Annotated in this window: 12 protein-coding genes and 1 tRNA gene; 5 read left to right on the top strand and 8 right to left on the bottom strand. The window is 60.8% G+C overall.

Annotated features, from left to right (window positions below; all coding sequences use genetic code 11):
• Positions 1-20: 20 nt before the first annotated feature.
• The 4 genes from SMD27_RS09650 to SMD27_RS09665 all read right to left on the bottom strand — a co-directional run bounded on the left by SMD27_RS09650 (position 21) and on the right by SMD27_RS09665 (position 4198).
• Complete coding sequence (locus tag SMD27_RS09650) at positions 21-1205, bottom strand: DNA polymerase III subunit delta' (RefSeq protein ID WP_320508158.1); 1185 nt, start codon at positions 1203-1205, stop codon at positions 21-23.
• Between the two features lie 6 nt (positions 1206-1211).
• On the bottom strand, positions 1212-1937 hold the full coding sequence (gene tmk, locus SMD27_RS09655; protein WP_320508159.1) for a dTMP kinase: 726 nt from the start codon (positions 1935-1937) through the stop codon (positions 1212-1214).
• Position 1938: 1 nt separating this feature from the next.
• Complete coding sequence (locus tag SMD27_RS09660; protein WP_320508160.1) at positions 1939-3102, bottom strand: D-alanyl-D-alanine carboxypeptidase family protein; 1164 nt, start codon at positions 3100-3102, stop codon at positions 1939-1941.
• 136 nt (positions 3103-3238) lie between these two features.
• Positions 3239-4198, bottom strand: a complete 960-nt coding sequence (locus tag SMD27_RS09665; RefSeq protein ID WP_320508161.1) for a septal ring lytic transglycosylase RlpA family protein — start codon at positions 4196-4198, stop codon at positions 3239-3241.
• A gap of 452 nt (positions 4199-4650) precedes the next feature.
• On the opposite strand from SMD27_RS09665, the gene SMD27_RS09670 reads away from it, so the two are divergent.
• A complete protein-coding gene (locus SMD27_RS09670) occupies positions 4651-5043 on the top strand; it encodes a GFA family protein (protein ID WP_320508162.1) in 393 nt (130 codons plus the stop codon).
• Positions 5044-5144: 101 nt separating this feature from the next.
• Here SMD27_RS09670 and SMD27_RS09675 read toward each other — a convergent pair.
• Positions 5145-5234 (bottom strand) — tRNA-Ser (locus SMD27_RS09675).
• A 202-nt stretch (positions 5235-5436) separates the two neighbouring features.
• Between SMD27_RS09675 and SMD27_RS09680 the strand changes: the two genes are divergently transcribed.
• Together SMD27_RS09680 and SMD27_RS09685 are read left to right on the top strand one after the other, a co-directional pair.
• The gene (locus SMD27_RS09680) at positions 5437-6021 is read left to right on the top strand and encodes an OmpA family protein (RefSeq protein WP_320508163.1); all 585 of its coding nucleotides are present in this window, start codon (positions 5437-5439) and stop codon (positions 6019-6021) included.
• A gap of 285 nt (positions 6022-6306) precedes the next feature.
• Positions 6307-7575: an MFS transporter gene (locus SMD27_RS09685; protein WP_320508164.1), complete on the top strand. Its 1269-nt coding sequence runs from the start codon at positions 6307-6309 to the stop codon at positions 7573-7575.
• Between the two features lie 15 nt (positions 7576-7590).
• On the opposite strand, the gene adiC is transcribed toward SMD27_RS09685, so the two are convergent.
• Positions 7591-9135, bottom strand: coding sequence for an arginine/agmatine antiporter (adiC, locus tag SMD27_RS09690; protein ID WP_320508165.1), 1545 nt, complete (start codon positions 9133-9135; stop codon positions 7591-7593).
• 258 nt (positions 9136-9393) lie between these two features.
• Between adiC and SMD27_RS09695 the strand changes: the two genes are divergently transcribed.
• On the top strand, positions 9394-10041 hold the full coding sequence (locus SMD27_RS09695; RefSeq protein WP_320508166.1) for a DsbA family oxidoreductase: 648 nt from the start codon (positions 9394-9396) through the stop codon (positions 10039-10041).
• A gap of 22 nt (positions 10042-10063) precedes the next feature.
• Here the strand turns inward: SMD27_RS09695 and mfd are convergent, their stop codons facing one another.
• Together mfd and SMD27_RS09705 are read right to left on the bottom strand one after the other, a co-directional pair.
• Positions 10064-13570, bottom strand: coding sequence for a transcription-repair coupling factor (gene mfd, locus SMD27_RS09700; protein ID WP_379990415.1), 3507 nt, complete (start codon positions 13568-13570; stop codon positions 10064-10066).
• 42 nt (positions 13571-13612) lie between these two features.
• Positions 13613-13939 carry an FAD assembly factor SdhE gene (locus SMD27_RS09705; protein ID WP_320508167.1) on the bottom strand — a complete coding sequence of 109 codons (327 nt, stop codon included), beginning with the start codon at positions 13937-13939 and terminating at the stop codon, positions 13613-13615.
• Between the two features lie 81 nt (positions 13940-14020).
• Between SMD27_RS09705 and recG the strand changes: the two genes are divergently transcribed.
• Positions 14021-16102 (top strand): ATP-dependent DNA helicase RecG, encoded by a 2082-nt coding sequence (gene recG / locus SMD27_RS09710; RefSeq protein ID WP_320508168.1) that lies wholly within the window; start codon positions 14021-14023, stop codon positions 16100-16102.
• Positions 16103-16110: the final 8 nt, after the last annotated feature.

Below are 16110 nucleotides of genomic sequence, written 5' to 3' on the forward strand. Positions count from 1 at the left end.
CCGGCGGAGTGGCCCCTATCTCACCGGCTGAGAGACTGGATGGCCAGGCAACCGGCGATCCAGGCTTGCTTGCGGTCAAGATTGACGGTGGCGACCCGCTCAAACAGACGGTTGAGTTTTTCCCACAGCTCGATCCAGCGATCAAGGCCGGCAGCCCGATGGCAACGGACGATCAAGTCCCTCTCGCCGGCGAACAATTCCGGTTCCACGTCATTGTCCGGTCCCTGCTGGTTCAGCGCCATTTTCCGGCACAACCGCTTCAGCCACCAGTCCAGCGCCTCGACGGCGATTTCGAATTCGCTTTCGTTGCCGCGGCTGGCGAGGCGGTCGGCCAATTGATGCTGCGCCGTCATATTCAGATTGGGCCAGCTTGCCATGCCGGCAAGAACGGCGCGAAAGACCGGCAGGCCGTTCTGTTCCAACAGGGCGATCCCCTGCCCCAGGCTGCCCGCGGCAATCGCCATGGCGGCGTCCCGGTCGGCCGGATCAGCTTCGGGGCAGCGGTCGGCCAAGGCCCGTTTCAGCACTTCGGCCGGCAGCGGCGCCAACGCCAAGCGCCGGCAGCGCGACCGGATGGTCGGCAACAAGCTGCCGGGCGCATGACTGATGAGAATTAGCACCGTCCGCGCCGCCGGTTCTTCCAGCATCTTCAAAATGGCGTTGGCAGCATTGCGGTTGAGGTCGTCGGCTGAATCGATAAGCACCACGCGCCAATAGCTTTCAGCCGGCTTCAGATGCAGGAAATCGATAACTTCCCGGACGTCCTCGATAAGGATTTCGCTACGCAGCTTGCCGGTCTTCTCATTGACCTTGCGCTGCAGGATCCGGATATCCGGATGTGACTGCGCAACGATCCGGCGGAACACTGGGTGATCCGGCGGCATGCCGAGACTGTTTGCCGGCAACGGCTGCTGTGCAGGCGCGGCCACTGGGAGGTCATCACCGAATAGGCCGATCCCCGCATCGGCTTCCGGCTCCGCCCTCACCGGCGGCGCTTCGCTCAGCAGCCGGCGCGCCATGCGATAGGCAAGTGTCGCCTTGCCGACCCCGCGCGGTCCGGTAATCAGCCAGGCATGGGGCATGCGCCCTCGGCCTAGAGCTTTCAGAAAGCTTTGCTCCGCCGCTTCATGGCCAATCAGGCTCGTGCTGACCACAGGGCCAGTCGGCTCTTCGATCTCCATTGCGGCTGCGGGCTTGCGGGCCATCGAAGATCAGCCTTGGCCGGACGCTACTGAAGTCGGCACTGGCAGTGTCATGCCAAAATGCCGGGAGACGATTTCGCGCACAGAGTCAGCGACATCGTCGATCGAGCGATCCGCCCGCAGAATTTGACAGCGCTGCGGTCCCGCTTTGGCGATCGCCATAAAGCCATCACGCAGGCGCTGATGAAACGCCTTGTCCATGCGCTCATAGCGATCTTCCGGAGAGGTTCCCACCGGAAGCCGAGCGGCGGCGCGCGCCAGGCCGATTTCAATCGGCAAATCGAAAATAATTGTCAGTCCGGGCTCGGTCGTCCCAACAATTTGCCGCCGAAGCGAATCCAACCATGCTAAATCGAGGCCGTGGCCATAACCCTGATAGGCGATCGTGGAATCGGCGAAGCGGTCGCACAATACCCAACTGCCCTCCGCCAAAGCCGGCCGGATGAGCTTGTCGAGATGGTCAGCCCGCGCGGCGAAATGCAGCAGGACCTCGGTCTCCGGCGTCCAACGACCCGGTAGCCCTTCAACGAGCAACTTGCGGATCTCTTCCGCGCCGGTCGATCCGCCGGGTTCTCGCGTCACCACGACCGGCTGGCCTACGGCGCGCAGCGCATCAGCCAGACGGCGGATCTGGGTGGATTTCCCCGCCCCCTCACCGCCTTCGAAAGTTATGAAACGGTTTGGTCTGCCGTGATCCCGTCCGCCGTCATTCGGTTGGACTGGCGCAGATCCCATTTTAGCTGCCGCCGAAAACCAGGTACTGCAGCTTCGCGAACATGCGGCCCGGCAAGCTTTGACGCGGCACATCCGTGCCGGCCACCAGCGGCGCTTCGAAGTCCGGCTGGCCGGGAACGCTGATGACCAGTTTGCCGACCTGCGAACCGGCGGCGATCGGAGCCGGAAGCGGGCCGTTGAAAACCGCTTTCGCCGTCACTTTCTGGCGCGCCGATCGGGGCAAGGTCGCGATCAGGTCTTTATCGACAGTGAGCGGCACGGTCTTGGCGCCCCCCATCCAGACGGGGGCTTCGGCAAGAACCGCGCCTTTGCTGGCGATGGTATAATTCGCGGTCTCGCGGAAGGCCCAGTCGATGAGCGCGCCGCCACTATCAGCGCGATGCTGCATGCTGGCGGTTCCCTGCATCACGGCGATGATGCGGCGATTATCGCGCACGGCGGAGGCGACCAGGCCAAAACCTGCTTCCTCGGTGTGACCGGTCTTCAGGCCGTCGACACCGCTACCCTGGCGGTACAGCAAGGGATTGCGGTTGCCCTGCTTGATGCCGTGCCAGGTGAACTCCTTCTCCGAGAAGTAATGGTAATAATCGGGGAAATCCTCGATCAGACGCTTCGCCAGGGTGGCAAGGTCATGCGCGGTCATATACTGCTCAGGATCGGGCAAGCCGGAAGCGTCAACGAAGTGGCTGCCGGTAAGGCCGATTTCCTTGGCCTTGGCCGTCATCCGCTCGGCGAAAGCCTCTTCCGTGCCGGCAAGCCCTTCAGCCACCACCACGCAAGCATCGTTGCCCGACTGGATGATGATGCCGCGGATCAAATCCTCGACGCCGATATTCGAATCGAGCTCGACGAACATCTTCGACCCTTGGGTCGACCAGGCCTTTTTGCTGACATGGAATGTATCGGTCAGCTTAACGTCGCCCCGCTTCAGGGCGTCGAAAAGCAGATAGATGGTCATCAGCTTGCTCATCGATGCCGGCGGCAGGCGTTCGTCGCCCTTTTTATCCAGGAGGACCGCGCCGGTCTGGTAATCGACGATATACGCTCGTTGGGCATCCGTTTCGATCGGCTCCGCCGCCGCCATGCCGATCGGTATGGCCGCCAGCAGCAAGCCAGCCATCAGAAGCGTGACGGGTCGTGCTGCATGTCGCGCGGAGAGAATCATGGAACCACCTGAGTCGTAAGGCAAATTTCGATTGGCATCTGTGTCGCAAGCTGCTGCAAATCAGGCTGTACGTCAAGCGGTTCGACGCGTATTTGCACGAAATTTCCCCATTGCATCAACAGGCTGGCTTAGCACCTCAGTCGACGACAATCCGGGCTTCCGTTTGACCCGACTGGATCAGTTGCTGGAGGACCTGATCCGCCTGCGTCACATTGGAGATCGGGCCGAGGCGAACGCGATAGAAGAGCTGGTTATTGACGTAGATCGGCGTTGTCCGCACTTGTCCGAACCGCGCCAATTTGGCGGTCAAGGTCTGGGCATTGGCCTGGCGGGTGAAGGCGCCGGCCTGGATGAAGATGTTCGTCGCCCGAACCGGCTCAAGCGATACCTGTCCATCCGGCTCCGGCTCGGCCGCCTGACCTAGGACCGTCTTGCCGGGCATGGATTGGGCCGCAGGAGCCGGGGTGGCTGGTGGCGTCGCCTGGGCGGTCGATGTCGCGCCGACCGGCGGCAACGGCGTTGCCGTGACTATGCCGGCAGGAGCGGCAGTCGGCTTGGGACCGAACCCTTCCGCTCCCTTGGCGGAAGCTGCCGCCGCCAAGGCCTGGCTTTCCTCGCCTAATATCTGGACGCGGACCCGCGCCGTGCCCGGGCCGATGAAGCCCAGCAGCTGGGCGCCGCGGCGGGTCATGTCGATGATGCGGCCGTTGGAAAAAGGCCCGCGGTCATTGACCCGGACCACGATTGAACGGCCGTTTTCCAGATTGGTGACGCGGACCATGGACGGGAGCGGCAGGGTCTTGTGGGCTGCCGTCAGGCCGTTCTGGTCATAGATCTCGCCATTGGCGGTGTATTTGCCGTGGAAGCCCGGACCGTACCAGGATGCAATACCGGTTTCGTCGTAATTGTAATCGACCTTTGGGTAATACCAGACGCCGGCGACCTGGTAAGGATTGCCAATCTTATAGGGCTGCACCTGACCTTGCGGCAATGTACGCGCTGTCGGGCTTGCCACTTTGGTTTCGCCGCAGCCAGTCAGCACAATCATGGCCAGCGCGCCCGCCGCAAGGGGAAAACGCCGAATCATACGCATCATTTTGTATCCGAGGAGCCCCAGTTAATCAGGATGTTGTAAAGTAAACGGAGCTTCGCCTCGATGCAATAATCCCTGACCGGTCTCTGCGATGGTCACGGCTTTATTTCAGGGTCGTAACGCGGATTAAGCGGTTTCGGGGCTGAGCCGCTCGAGCCTAGCGATGAGCGAGGAGGAATTCGATTTCGCCCGATACGTTGATTGGAGGGCAAATCGGCTCCCCCGCGCCGATTCGCGTATCTACTACGGCGTCCACAATGTAAGGCATCCACAATGTTCAGGGCGTTTTGGTGCAGGCTATTCCCCGCTGTTCGGAGCGCCCGCTTTTTGCAAGGGCTGGGCCGGGAAACCTTATGATGCAGGTGATCGCAGCAGCGATCGCCCCTGCCCGCAGTTGCAATGGCAGAGGCGTCCGTTTTAAACATTTCATCTGCTTGATTTAAAGGAGGCACAGCATGGACCGGTTCACTGGCGGTTGCCTGTGCGGCGACGTCCGAGTTGTAGCGTCGGGACGGCCATACCGGGTTGGCATTTGCCACTGCCTGGACTGTCGCAAACACCATGGCGCCCTTTTTTATGCCGCCGCTGTGTTCCCTGAGGATGCGGTGACGATTGAAGGGGAGACGCGCGATTATGCCGGACGCTTTTTCTGCCCGCGTTGCGGCTCGCCGGTTTTTTCCCGCAGCGGAGACGAGATCGAAGTGCATCTGGGGTCCCTGGATGCCCCCGACCAATTGAAACCAACTTATGAAAGCTGGATCATCCGCCGCGAGTCCTGGTTGCCGCCGTTTCCGCTGGCAAAGCGATACGAGCATGATCGCGAGGGCACGACTCGCTTTGAAGAGTAGAACGCGCGAACCGGGCCATGACGCTGCGACAAGCGATTGGCCGGTTTCGTCACGGGCGCATGCGACAGATTTAAATGCGGGCGCTAAGTACCTAGAAACGCTGGCGGATGGGGTGAGATTCGAACTCACGGTAGGGGTTACCCTACGGCGGTTTTCAAGACCGCTGCCTTAAACCACTCGGCCACCCATCCGGAACGTTCGGGGACAGCGCGCGCCACCGATGGACAGCGCTTTGATTATCCGCTGCGCCGCCGATGGTCAATGCATCGCTTGAAGGAAATCGTCCTTTCCTATCCTGACGGGCTGCACAAGCCTGCCGGCCTGATCTATCCTTTAAGTCGTGCGCCGGCAGATTGGCGTCGGAGGGTTGTCTTGGCGGCACCCGGAATAACCATGTGGTTGGGCGCCCTTGTGGTGCTGGTCGGGATCGCTTTGCTTGTCATCGATCAGTACGACAACGCGTCCAAATCGCGCCGCATTTTCAACCGAAGGATAACGATCTCGGCCTCGCCGATCATCATCCTTCTGGTCGGCTGTGTGTTGCTTGCATATGCCTTCGGCCAGCATTCATCGCTGCTCGATCCATTCTCCGGCAAAAGGCCGATACCTGTCTCTTTCGACGAGGCGCTGCATGCGCCGGGCGATCGGACGGTGACAGGGAGTATTTTCTTCACCTTCGGTGACGCGCATCTGGTCGAAGGCGAGATCCGCCTGCTCGACGCTGCCGCCGTTATCATGAAGCGGCACCCGACCGCCTTGATGATGGTACGGTCGCGGCTTTACCTGGGCGGCGCGAGAGAAGACTTGACCAGCAGTGTCGATGCGCGGGCGGCGGCGATCGGAAGTCATATGAAGGGGGCCGGTATCGCACCGGATCGGGTGGTCTATGATGAAGCCGCTACCGTCACTGAACACCTGCGCCGCGGCGATTATCGCCGGGCATATTCGGCCGTCGATTTCATCGTTTGGTGGGAGTGAGTAATATTGCGAGTTGCGTGCAGGCACCTATTGAAGCGCTTTGGCGAGAAGCCTGTCTTCGACCGGTCAGCAGCCAGATCTCACCTTCGCCGCTGACATCGAAAAAGCCGACCTGATGTTTCTCCGCCAACGTGCGAAGTTTAGTAGCCAAGCCGGCGACCCGGAGATGACATCTCTGCCGCAGAACATCGTTTCAGAGGCTCGGTAAATGCGTTATGAGATGCAACGGCGCATCCCCTTCCCCGCTCTCTCCTGCTATTTTCTCCGACTTGGCCCTTGCTTCCGATGAAAATTTCCTTTCCCAAAAGCTCCTCTTTCCTGCGCTTTTGGATGAGCCAGACGGCCTCTACCATGGCCTATCAGATGCTCGTCGTCGCAATCGGCTGGCAGGTCTACGATCTGACGCAAAGTGCCTTCATGCTAGGCATGGTCGGGCTGGTACAATTCGTGCCGCAGCTTCTGCTCACGCTTATCGTCGGGCATGTCGCGGACCAATACGACCGTCGGCGTATCGTCCTGCTTTGCCAGTGGTTGAAAACCGCAATGGCAGCCATTCTCGCTATAGGCAGTTTGACGGGGACGTTGACGGTCGAGATCATTTTCATCTGCGCTTGTCTGATCGGCGGAGCACGAGCTTTCGAACTGCCCAGCATGCAAGCTCTGCTCCCCAAGCTGGTCGAGCCGTCAATGCTGGCGCGGGCGATGGCGAGCGCCGCCGGTGGACGTGAATTCGCGATCATCATCGGCCCTGCACTGGGTGGGCTGATCTATGCCCTGGGATCGGATATCGTCTATATGACCGGCGCCGCGCTGTTTCTGGCGGCCGGTTTCCTGGTCCTCATCATCCGCCTTCCTTTCCACACGCAGCGTCGGGAAAAACCGACGCTGCAATCCTTGCTGGGCGGCGTCAATTTCATCCGCAGCAAGAAAGTGGTGCTGGGCGCTATTTCAATGGATCTGTTCTCCGTCCTGCTGGGCGGTGCGACCGCGTTGTTGCCCATCTATGCACGGGACATTCTACAGACCGGCCCCTGGGGACTTGGTTTGCTGCGGACCGCGCCGGCAATCGGTGCGCTCGCCATGTCGGTCTATCTCGCCAAGCGGCCGCTGGCCAGCCGGGTGGGACATGTGATGTTTGCCGCTGTCGCTGGCTTCGGCCTGGCGACCATCGTTTTCGGCATTTCGCGCTGGTTCCCGCTGTCATTGCTGGCATTGATCGTTCTGGGCGCAATGGACATGGTGAGCGTGGTGATCCGGCAGACATTGGTACAGCTGGAAACGCCCGATGAGATGCGGGGCCGCGTGAGCGCAGTGAACGCGATTTTCATCGGCGCCTCGAACCAGTTGGGTGAATTTGAATCCGGCGTGACGGCCGCCTGGTTTGGAACGGTGCCGGCGGTCGTGATCGGCGGCATCGGTACCCTGCTGGTGGTGGTTGCCTGGATGCGTCTTTTCCCCGATCTTTTCCGGCGTGACGCTCTTCTCCACGAGCAACCGCGCGTTACATCTGCGGTGCCCGAAAAGAGCCGCAGCATTCCGTCTGCGGCTCCTTGATAAGGTCCGTCCCGCCTATTCGGTTGCAGGCGGCGGCGTCGCGGGTTGCGTCGATGGCGGTGGCGGCACGGTGACCGGCGGCACCTCCTCGCCCTGTTCGACATTTGGTTTGATCGCACGTTCATGCAGCAGTTCGGCCGATTTCCGGCCCACCGAAACCCAGTACATCGCGATCAGGGCGATGATCGTGATCGCCAGGGAAACGTGGCGGATCCAATGCGGCGTGCGTCCGCCTGGATGCTGGCCGGTCTCTTCGATTTGGCGCTGGCGGCTGATCGCGGCCGAATAGAAGACGATGGTGGTGATGACGAAAATCAGCGACCAGCGGGTCTGGGCGCCGTCGGATCCGATCATGGCCCATAGGCTATAGACGGCGGCAATGACGCCGATCACCGTGTAGATGACGTACTGGTTTTGCGCCATCTGCTTGTAGCCGATGACCTTCATCGAAATCGACGAATAGATATAAGGCAGCAGCGTCATGATAACGGCGATAGAGGCGATCTTGCCGAATTGCTCGCTCGCGGTTGGCGACATGGTGGCGAGCACCTGCACCGTCATGATGACCGCGACGATCATCAATCCTGCCGCAGGCACGCCCCGCGAATTCACCCGGGCGAAGATGGCGCCGAACAGACCGTCATCGGCAGCCGCCTTCGCGGTCTGGCCGACCAGCAATGTCCAGCCTGCCAGCGAGCCGAGACAGCCGACCGCCGCACAGACCGCCACGATATTGGCGGCGACGTCGCCCAGGGCGACGCGGGCGGCATCGGCGAAAGGCGCGTTGGAAACTACCAGCTCCTTATTGGGAATCATCCCCATGATGACCGAAGAGCTAAGGATATAGCACACACCGGCCAGCAGTACCCCGACGACGGTGGCAATGGGTACATTGCGTGACGGATTGCGGACCACAGCCGCCGAGACGGAGGCGCTCTCCACACCGATGAAGGCCCAGAGCGTATAATTCAGCGTGGAATTGACGGCGTCGAAATTGCTTTTGCCCGAAACATTCCAGGCCTCGCCAAAAGTCTGGGCGTTGAACCAGAACCAACCGAAGATCGCCATGCCGATGATCGGCACCAAGGCGAAGCTGGTTGTCAAGGACTGGATCTTGCCGACAATATTCGGCCCCAGGATATTGGCGTAGGTGAAGAACCAGATGACGGCGATCTGCGCCAGAGCGAAGACCAGCACGTCATTGAGCATCGGAAAGAAGTGCCGTAGATAGGCGAGACCGGCGACGGCCAAGCCGACATTGCCGACCACATTGGCGAGCCAATAGACCAGATTGGTCTGATAGCCCATGTAATTGCCGAAAGCCTTCCGGGTATAGGCATAGGGCCCGCCAGCCGCCGGATCGATGGCGGCGAGCTTGGCGAAAATCAGCGCCAATGCAACCGATCCCACCATTGTGATGAGCCAGCCGATCAGCGAGATGCTACCAGCCGTGGCCAGATTGGCGGGCAGCATGAAGACGCCAGAGCCCATCATATTGCCGGCAACCATCAAGGTCGCAGCTGACAGGCCGATTTTGTTGTCGGTATTTTCAGTCGCCATGATCATCTTCCCCCGAAGACAGTGTCGAAGGTAGGCAGATGCAATAACGGGACCCGAATAGATTGCCAGATCTTAGCAAATCGAGCGCAGGCAGCTACTAAAATTTGCCGAAGACGCATCTCGGGTAGGATGTATGGGTCATGAGGAAGACTTGCCAGCCGACCAGAGAGGGCACAATATGTCATAAATTATATCTGTTTACCCATGATAACTGGACGCGCCGCTACCTTGAACGCGGTGCTCAATGTGGCGGATGCGATGCAGCTGGACATTTTTTCCGACACGATCTGCCCCTGGTGCTACATCGGTAAGCGCCGCTTGGAACGTGCGCTCCAGGCGCGACCTCAGCCGAATTTGCAACTCCGCTGGCGAGCCTTCCAGCTCAATCCGGGCATGCCGGCAACCGGTATGGAACGCCAGCAATATATGACGGCGAAGTTCGGCAGCGTGGAGCGCGCCAGCCGGCTATACGATACGGTCACCCGCATCGGCGCCGCCGAAGGCATCACCTTCCGCTTTGATCTGATTTTGCGAACGCCAAACACCTTGATGTCGCATCGCCTTTGCTATGTCGCAGCAACGGCGGATCTGCAGGATGCCATGCTTGATCGCCTGTATATGGCCTATTTCCAGGAAGGTCTGGATATCGGCGATGCCACGATCCTCGCTTCCCTTGCCCGGGAAGTGGACGTGCCCTCGGATCTCGCGGCCGAGGCCCTGGCCGGCACGGCGCGGATCGACACTGCGCTTGCCAGCGATTTCCAGGCGCGCCGCCAGGGGATCAACGGCGTTCCCTATTTCATCTTCAACGGTCGCTTCGGCCTCTCCGGTGCACAGGAGCCCGAAGCGCTGTTCCACATGTTAGATCTCGCCCGAGAAGACGATGCGCTGCAGCGTTCGGCCTAAGCCAGTTTGAGGGCAAAGGCGGTCACGCCACCAGCGTCACGAGGTTCTGCAAGAGCTTCTTGACGCCTCCCACCCTTGCCTTTTGCTCGTCCCATTCCTGGCGATAGACCAGGCGATGGTCGGGCCGCATGGCGATGATGGTTGAGCGCTTGGTGATAAACTCGATCAGCTTGGCCGGCTCGGCGAAGCGGTTCTGATGGAAGGTCAAGACCGCACCCTTCGGCCCTGCTTCCACCTTCTCGACATTGGCCTGACGGCACATCTTCTTGATGGCGACGATCTGCAGGAGATTCTCGACCTCTTCCGGCAATTTGCCGAAACGATCGATCAGCTCGGCCGCGAAGGCATCGATCTCAGCCTGATTGTCGAGACCGGCGATGCGGCGGTAGAGGCCAAGGCGGATATTGAGGTCAGTGACATAATCTTCCGGGATCAGGACCGACATGCCGATATTGATCTGCGGCGTCCATTCCTGCGCCTTGGCAACCGTCACGTCACCCCGCGCTTCCCGCACGGCTTCTTCCAGCAATTGCTGATAGAGCTCGACGCCGACTTCGCGGACATGGCCCGATTGCTCGTCGCCCAGCAGATTGCCGGCCCCTCGGATATCGAGATCGTGGCTGGCGAGTGTGAAGCCCGCGCCGAGCTGATCCAGGCTTTGCATCACCTCCAGGCGGCGCTGCGCTGAATCGGTGAGTTTTTTCCCCGGTGGTGTCGTCAGATAGGCATAGCCGCGCAGCTTCGCCCGACCGACCCGGCCGCGCAATTGATAGAGCTGCGCCAAGCCAAACATGTCGGCACGGTGCATAATGATGGTATTGGCGGTCGGAATATCGAGACCGGATTCGATGATGTTGGTCGCCAGCAGCAATTCGTAGCTGCCGTCATAAAAGGCGTTCATCGCCTTCTCCAACTGCGTCGGCGTCATGCGGCCATGGGCGATGACGAATTTGATTTCCGGCACCAGATTGCGCAGCCTTTCGGCAAGGGTGTCGATATCCTCAATGCGGGGGCAGACATAGAAAATTTGTCCGCCGCGGAAATGTTCGCGCATGATCGCTTCGCGGATTACGACAGGATCATAAGGCAGCACGAAGCTGCGCACTGCCAGGCGGTCGACTGGCGCCGTGGTGATCAGGCTCATCTCGCGAATGCCGGTCAGCGCCAATTGCAGGGTGCGCGGGATGGGCGTTGCCGTCAGCGTCAGGACATGCACATCGCCCCGCAATTCTTTCAGGCGCTCCTTCTGCGTCACGCCGAAATGCTGCTCCTCATCGACGATCAACAAGCCGAGATTGGCGAATTCGATCGATTTTGCCAGCAGGGCATGGGTCCCGACGACAATATCGACGGTGCCCTCCTTGACCTCTTTCTTGATCTCGTTCGCTTCCTTGGTGCCGACGAGACGCGAAAGCTGCCGCACCCGCACCGGCAGGCCGGCGAAACGCTCGGCAAAGGTCCGGGCATGCTGCCGGCACAGCAAGGTAGTTGGCGTCACCACCGCCACCTGCTTGCCGCTCATAGCCGCGACGAAAGCCGCCCGCAAGGCAACTTCTGTCTTGCCGAAGCCGACATCGCCGCAGACCAGACGATCCATCGGCTTGCCGTTGGCCATGTCTTCCAGCACTTCTTCGATGGCGCGCAGCTGGTCTTCCGTCTCGGCATAGCGGAAACGGGCGCAAAATTCGTCAAACAAGCCTTCCGGTGGCAACATCGGTTCGGCCTGTTTCACCGCGCGCTGGGCGGCGGTCTTCATCAACTGATCGGCAATATCGCGGATGCGCTGCTTGACGCGCGCCTTTCGTGCCTGCCAGGCAGCGCCACCCAGCTTGTCGAGCTGGACAATGGCGTCTTCGCCGCCATAGCGGCTGATGACGTCGATATTTTCGACCGGCACGTAGAGCTTGTCGCCGCCGTCATAGAAAACCCGCAGGCAGTCATGGGGAGCGCCGCCGACATCCAGCGTTTCCAATCCGTCATAACGGCCGATACCGTGATCGACGTGAACCACATAGTCGCCGGCCTGGAAATTCGCGAGTTCCGCCAGGAAGGTCTCGTTCTTGCGCTTCTTGGTGATGGGCCGGGTCAGGCGGTCGCCGAGGATATCCTGTTCGGTCAGGAAGAGCAGTTGATCGGTGGCAAAGCCGCTTTCCAGCGCGAGCATAGCTCGGCCGAGCGTTTCCTTGCCGTCGGTCAATGCCGATTCCAGGGCCTGCTGCCAATCGGTGGTGGCTTCCTGGTGCTTGATGCCGTGTTCGGACAACAGATGGGATAGCCGTTCCAGGGCGCCATTGCTGGCGGCTGTCAAAATGACCTTGCGGCCTTCGCTATGTTCGGTCCGGATGGCACGGACCACCGCCTCGTAGAGATTGACGTCGGGATTGGTGCGCGCCTCGACGAAATTGCGGCCAGGCTTGGCCGGACCTTTCAGCCAATTGGAGCCGGGCGGCGCGAGGAATGGGTTGCAGGCCAGGGTGATCCGCTCGCGCTCCATCTTGTCCCAGCCATTGCCGGTCAGATAAAGCCGGCTCGGCGGCAGCGGCCGGTAGATAGGTGCGCCGCTGTCTTTTTCGGCGCGCTGCAGATCGGTGCGGGCCTGGTAAAAATCGGCGATCATATCCAGGCGGGCCTTCTTCGCCTCTTCCGCCTGATGATCGAGAGTGAGCACGGCTTCCGGCATGTAGTGGTCGAAGGGAACCAGCGTGGTGCCGAAGAGCGGCAACCAGTGTTCCATGCCCGGATAATGCCGGCCGGCGCTGATCGCCTCGTAAAGCGGATCGTCGCTGCCCGATGTGCCGAATTCAGTGCGATAGCCGGTGCGGAAGCTTTCGATCGCCGCCGCCGTCAGGCTGATTTCATTGATCGGATTGAGAGCAAAGCGGTCGAGCCGATCGCGGCTGCGCTGGGTCATCGGATCGAAGAAGCGCAGATCCTCGATATCGTCGCCAAAAAAATCCACGCGCAAAGGCTGGTTGGTTCCCGGCGGAAAGAGATCTACGATGCCGCCACGCACGGCGAACTCGCCCGCCTCGCCCACGGCACCGCTGCGCAGATAGCCCTTGCGCAGCAGGAACTCCACCAACCCGTCGGGCCCCCGCTTGCCAGCGAATTCAAGTATCTGACCACGTTTCAGCTCCAGCGAGGATTCGGCGAAACTGAATGGCTCCGGCACTCGTTGCAAAATGGCGGCGATCGTGGTGATGACGATTGGCCAGGCCCGCTTGTCCCGGTGGATGGCGGCCAGTTGCGAAAGCGTATCGATTCGGCGGGCCAGAATATCGCGATGTGGCGAGGCCCGGTCATAGGGCAGACAGTCCCAGGCGGGAAAGGTCAGGACCTGGAGATCCGGCGCGAAGAAGCGCAGGGTCTCGGCCAGCCGCGTCATGCGCAGGTCATCGAGCGCCACGTGAATGACACCGCCTCGTTGATGACGCGCCAGAGCGGCGATCAGCAGGGCCTCGCTGCCATCGGGAACACCGCCGACATCGTGGCGGCCGGGAGCTGGAAGAGTAAAAGGTAAATCGATCACGTTACGTGGCCAGTGAGACAAATTGATGAGGCAGAAACGGCTTTAGCCGCGGTCGGGAAAATGATGGCGGATAAGGCGTTGCAGGATTGTGCTGTTGCTGGCTGGCGGCACATCGGCCCGCGCGCAAAGCCAGTCGTATATATCTGGGTCGCTTTCCTCAAGCAACTTGGCATAGTCGGCCAGTTCGCTTTCGCTCATATCCGGCACCGCGGCATCGGCGAAGCGGCCCATGATCAAATCCATCTCACGGGTTCCCCGGTGCCAGCTACGGAAAATCAGTCTTTTCCGCAGCCCGGTAGTGCTATCCACCGGGGGTGGGCCCATATTTTCACCGGGACGTTCACCGGGGGCATCCTTGGCTGCGCCCATCAAAACTCCTTCCCTGCCATCCGCACTGGGGGTAGAACAAAACGGAGCCAAAATAGTCGACAACCACGCATAAGAAAACCCGTGCGACCGCAGATCCTCTTCCCGCTTTTTGCAGCCCTCGACAAGTTGCCCGGTCTCGGCCCGCGCCTCTCGAAGCTGGCTGCGAAGCTCTGCGGCGAGCATGTGGTTGACCTCCTCTGGCATTTGCCTGTCAGCGTAATCGATCGGCGCGCCAGCCCGAGCCTCGCTTCGGCAGAGAACGGGGCGATCGTCACCTTGAAGGTCAAGGTGGAACGGCACCAGAAGCCCAGCCACCAGCGCCAGCCTTATCGCGTGCGCTGCTCGGATGGCAGTGGCTTCATCGACCTTGTGTTCTTCAACGCGCGCGACCAGTGGCTGGAGAAGAACCTCCCTATCGGCACCTGGCGGGCGATCAGTGGCCGGGTCGAGCGGTTCGGTGGCGAATTGAACATGGTGCATCCGGATCACATCGTGCCGGCCGAGGAACTGGAGAGCCTGCAGCGCTTGGAACCCGTCTATCCGCTGACCGCCGGCCTGCCCGCGAAGACGCTCCGCAAAGCAATCGATGCGGCTCTGACCCGCTTGCCGGATCTGCCCGAATGGATCGATCCCGCTGTGATGCGGCGGGATGATTGGCCTTCCTGGCGGGAGGCTTTGTCTTCCCTGCACCGCCCTGAAGCGGCCGATGGCTTTTCCCTGCAGTCAAGAGCGCGCCGACGTCTCGCTTATGACGAATTGCTCGCCAATCAGCTCGCGCTGGCCTTGGTGCGACAGCAGAACCGGTCCCTCGCCGGGCGCCCAAGCCAGGGTGACGGCCGTTTGAGGGAAAAGGTTCTGGCGTCCCTGCCCTATCAACTGACCGGCAGCCAGCAACAGGCCATGCATGAAATCGCCGAGGACATGGCCCAGGCCAACCGGATGCTGCGCTTGCTCCAAGGCGATGTCGGCAGCGGCAAAACGGTGGTGGCGTTGCTGGCCATGCTGATTGCTGTGGAAGCTGAGGGGCAGGCAGCCCTGCTCGCGCCTACTGATATTCTGGCGCGCCAGCATTTCGCCAATTTACAGCCTTTGGCACAGGCCGCGGGCGTGGAGATTGCCCTGCTCACCGGGCGTGACAAAGGTAAGGCGAGAGAGGCCTTGCTGTCGCGACTCGCAGCCGGCGATATCAAGCTCATCGTCGGCACCCATGCTTTGGTGCAAGAAGACGTTGTATTCGATGACCTGCGGCTGGCGGTGGTTGATGAACAGCACCGTTTCGGTGTTCAGCAGCGCGTCGCTTTGGCCGGCAAAGGCCGTGGCGTCGATCTCCTGGTGATGACGGCGACACCTATCCCGCGCACGCTGATGCTGACCGGCTATGGCGATATCGATGTCTCGCGTCTGACGGAAAAACCACCGGGGCGACAACCCATCGATACCCGCACCTTGCCAATCGAGCGTCTGGACGATGTGGTCGAAGGTCTGCGGCGTGCCATCGCCGGTGGTGCCCGCATCTACTGGGTTTGTCCGCTGGTAGATGAGTCCGAGGTCATCGATCTCGCCGCGGCGAGCGAGCGTCATCGTCACCTAAGTCAAATTTTCGGCGATCGCGTCGGCCTGGTGCATGGCAAGCAGAAAGCCGCCGAACGGGATCAGACAATGGCCGCTTTCACGGCTGGCGATCTGGATATCCTGGTCGCGACCACGGTCATTGAGGTTGGGGTCAATGTTCCCGAAGCCACGGTCATGGTGATCGAACATGCTGAACGCTTTGGCCTTGCCCAATTGCATCAATTGCGTGGCCGGGTCGGCCGGGGCTCCGGAAAATCGAGTTGCCTGCTGCTCTATCAGACGCCGCTGGGCGAGACTGCGAAAGCGCGCCTGTCGATCCTGCGCGAGAGCGAAGACGGTTTCCGCATCGCTGAGGAAGACCTGCGGCTACGTGGCGGCGGCGAATTGCTGGGGACGCGGCAAAGTGGTCTGCCGGAATTTCGTCTCGCCGATCTCGCAGCTCACGACGATCTTTTGACCATGGCGCGTGACGATGCACATCTGATTATTGAGCGCGACCACAACCTGCTGTCGCCGCGCGGCGAGGCCTTGCGCATCCTGCTTTATCTCTTCCAGCGCGACGCGATGATAAAAACCCTGCGCTCGGGTTGACGCCACGA

This window comes from Dongia soli (assembly GCF_034044715.1).
In the GTDB taxonomy this organism is placed as follows: Bacteria; Pseudomonadota; Alphaproteobacteria; order Dongiales; family Dongiaceae; genus Dongia_B; species Dongia_B soli.

Excerpts from the sequence above, each read along its gene's own strand:
- SMD27_RS09680 (WP_320508163.1), top strand. The coding sequence starts at position 5,437 with ATGTGGTTGGGCGCCCTTGTGGTGCTGGTCGGGATCGCTTTGCTTGTC.
- SMD27_RS09685 (WP_320508164.1), top strand. The coding sequence starts at position 6,307 with ATGAAAATTTCCTTTCCCAAAAGCTCCTCTTTCCTGCGCTTTTGGATG.
- SMD27_RS09670 (WP_320508162.1), top strand. The coding sequence starts at position 4,651 with ATGGACCGGTTCACTGGCGGTTGCCTGTGCGGCGACGTCCGAGTTGTA.
- tmk (WP_320508159.1), bottom strand. The coding sequence starts at position 1,937 with ATGGGATCTGCGCCAGTCCAACCGAATGACGGCGGACGGGATCACGGC.
- SMD27_RS09650 (WP_320508158.1), bottom strand. The coding sequence starts at position 1,205 with ATGGCCCGCAAGCCCGCAGCCGCAATGGAGATCGAAGAGCCGACTGGC.
- SMD27_RS09705 (WP_320508167.1), bottom strand. The coding sequence starts at position 13,939 with ATGGGCGCAGCCAAGGATGCCCCCGGTGAACGTCCCGGTGAAAATATG.
- adiC (WP_320508165.1), bottom strand. The coding sequence starts at position 9,135 with ATGGCGACTGAAAATACCGACAACAAAATCGGCCTGTCAGCTGCGACC.
- SMD27_RS09695 (WP_320508166.1), top strand. The coding sequence starts at position 9,394 with ATGCAGCTGGACATTTTTTCCGACACGATCTGCCCCTGGTGCTACATC.
- SMD27_RS09660 (WP_320508160.1), bottom strand. The coding sequence starts at position 3,102 with ATGATTCTCTCCGCGCGACATGCAGCACGACCCGTCACGCTTCTGATG.
- SMD27_RS09665 (WP_320508161.1), bottom strand. The coding sequence starts at position 4,198 with ATGATGCGTATGATTCGGCGTTTTCCCCTTGCGGCGGGCGCGCTGGCC.